Source organism: Terrisporobacter muris (assembly GCF_024621905.1).
GTDB lineage: Bacteria > Bacillota > Clostridia > Peptostreptococcales > Peptostreptococcaceae > Terrisporobacter > Terrisporobacter muris.
The window spans coordinates 1-2,228 of sequence record NZ_JANKBY010000464.1 but is presented as its reverse complement, the minus strand read 5'-3'; the positions used below and the strand labels follow the sequence as shown (position 1 = coordinate 2,228).

The window sequence follows — 2,228 nt, the reverse complement described above, 5'->3', positions numbered from 1 at the left end:
TTATCTAACTTTATGATAAATATATTATATAGCCTCTATTAAATTGGCTATATTTTAACACAATGTTGAAATTAGATAAGTTTTGAATAATAAAAAATCAAGAGTTGTATAAATAATCAAATACAACTCTTGATTTAATTCCGTTCACTAAATCAGCTTTATGAATTGGAATTTATCGTTCTGTAACTGATTTAGGATAAAGATAAAATAGACCTGAGTTACTATCAAATGTACCTACCATTGCAGTAATTCGTACATTTTTTCCATCCTCGGGTTGATAATTTAAGTATATACCATCAAATTCATAAGCACTTCTATTTTCAAATTTAAATGCTGGACCTCTTACAGAATCATAGGAAAAATCACCTGCATAAACAAGGATGTCATACCTTGTCTTATAATTTTTATAGTTCATCAAGTGAGCAATGTTACCATCAAATTCAATAATCCTTCCGTGATACTTACTTGCAAAACTTGAATATGATTCATCTATATCTGCTTTATTTGATAACATATTTGCAAGTTCCTCGCAATTATTAATAGTTAGTATTTCATCTGATATATCTTCTTGCTCTTCATTTTCTTCTGATTTATATTGTGTTGTTTCAGTTTCTTTTTCTGAGAAAGTATGATATCTTATGATAACCTCGGTGTCAGCATCAATCCATTCACCTGAGGAATAATCAAAATTACCTCCTACAGATACCTCTTCTACTTCACCTTCTTTTATCAACCATCCAGTAATCAAGTCTTCTATTTTTTCTAACTTGATATTAGTAAAACCATTATCCTCGAATGATTCTACAACGCTTTTATAATTTAGTCCATTCATTGAAGATGAATCTGATGGAGTTTTAGATTTTCCTGTATGATTTTCACTACTTCCACATGCAACGAGAATAATGCAACAAATGATTGCTATTGAAATGCACATAAATTTTTTCATATTTTTCACCTCAATAACTAAACTCTTATCTATATATATGTCATTATAATTATGTTTAATTCACATTATATAACAATAGCGACTTAATAATTTATATTGTATCATTTTCAACTTTTACTTAAAACATAGCTAAAGATAAAAATAACCCAGCCCATTTTTCAAGAATGGATTGGGTACTAATCTATATACTATTCATATCATACTAATGACATCTATCGCAGGGGTCATACTTTCCACTTGATTGGATTGTACCTTCTAAAATAGTTTTACTTCTTGATAGCGTAGAACAATTTTTTGTAGTATGATAGCTTTTTCCATTAGGTGTCCAGTAAACTTTTGATGAATTACTTTGGCTTTCATTTTTAGTGATATTATTTGTATTAGAGTTATTTATAGTATTATTATTTGATTTATTAGACTCTAAATTAGCATTATATTCATCAGGATTTACATTGTCAAATTCATCATTTATTACATTTCCTTTGATAGTATATGTGTAACTATAATGACTTGGTATTTGAGTTTTTGTATCTGGATAAGTTATTATAGCAACAAAATCTGTACAGCCTCCAGCATCTCTGATAGCTTTTTCCATATAAGCTTGGTTACCATGTCTATTAAGCGTACTATTTTGAGGTGTTATATTATAAGCATTAGAAACACCACCAAGTGAATCAGCAACAACATGACCTTCATCTAAGTACTTACTTTCAACTCCAGGTACTTTTGCTTCATCAGGATAGTATCTACCACTTGAAGTAACAGGCTCTTTTGAATCATCTTGTAATATAATTTCTTTAGCAATTACTTTAACTAATTGACCATATTCATTAGTGAATGCCCAGTATTCTCTATCACCAAAGCCTATATCTACTACAACATTAGGTTCTCTATGTCCTGATAAATTTCCACCATCAACTTCTATTAGCTTATATCCTTTAAATATATCTTCCGTATTAGTTGTTGTTGATTCTGTTTCTGTAGTATTAGTGATATCTGTATTATCCTCATTTATATTTTCATTTGAAGAACCTTCATTTTCACCAGTTTCTTTATTTGTTGTTAATTCTTTTGCACTTTGAATTGGTTGATTATTACTTGCATTAGAATCATTATTAGCACAACCTGTGCAGAATGTTAGTGCTATAACTATAAATAAACTTAAATAATAATTAATTGGTTTTACTTTGAATTTTTTCATTAGTTATAAATTTCTCCTTTAATATTTTTTTACTCTTAGTTAATTCTGACACTTTTTCAATTTTTATTATAATTTGTTATA

2 protein-coding genes are annotated in these 2,228 nt (G+C 28.2%); both read right to left on the bottom strand.

The features are described 5' to 3' along the window. Window positions 1-172: 172 nt before the first annotated feature. Window positions 173-946, bottom strand: a complete 774-nt coding sequence (locus tag NSA58_RS19245) for a DUF4839 domain-containing protein (protein WP_147516138.1) — start codon at window positions 944-946, stop codon at window positions 173-175. Between the two features lie 202 nt (window positions 947-1,148). Further along, window positions 1,149-2,147 (bottom strand): DNA/RNA non-specific endonuclease, encoded by a 999-nt coding sequence (locus NSA58_RS19240; protein ID WP_257560870.1) that lies wholly within the window; start codon window positions 2,145-2,147, stop codon window positions 1,149-1,151. Window positions 2,148-2,228 lie beyond the last annotated feature (81 nt).

Coding starts and splice junctions, on each gene's coding strand:
- NSA58_RS19245 (WP_147516138.1), bottom strand. CDS start 946: ATGAAAAAATTTATGTGCATTTCAATAGCAATCATTTGTTGCATTATT.
- NSA58_RS19240 (WP_257560870.1), bottom strand. CDS start 2,147: ATGAAAAAATTCAAAGTAAAACCAATTAATTATTATTTAAGTTTATTT.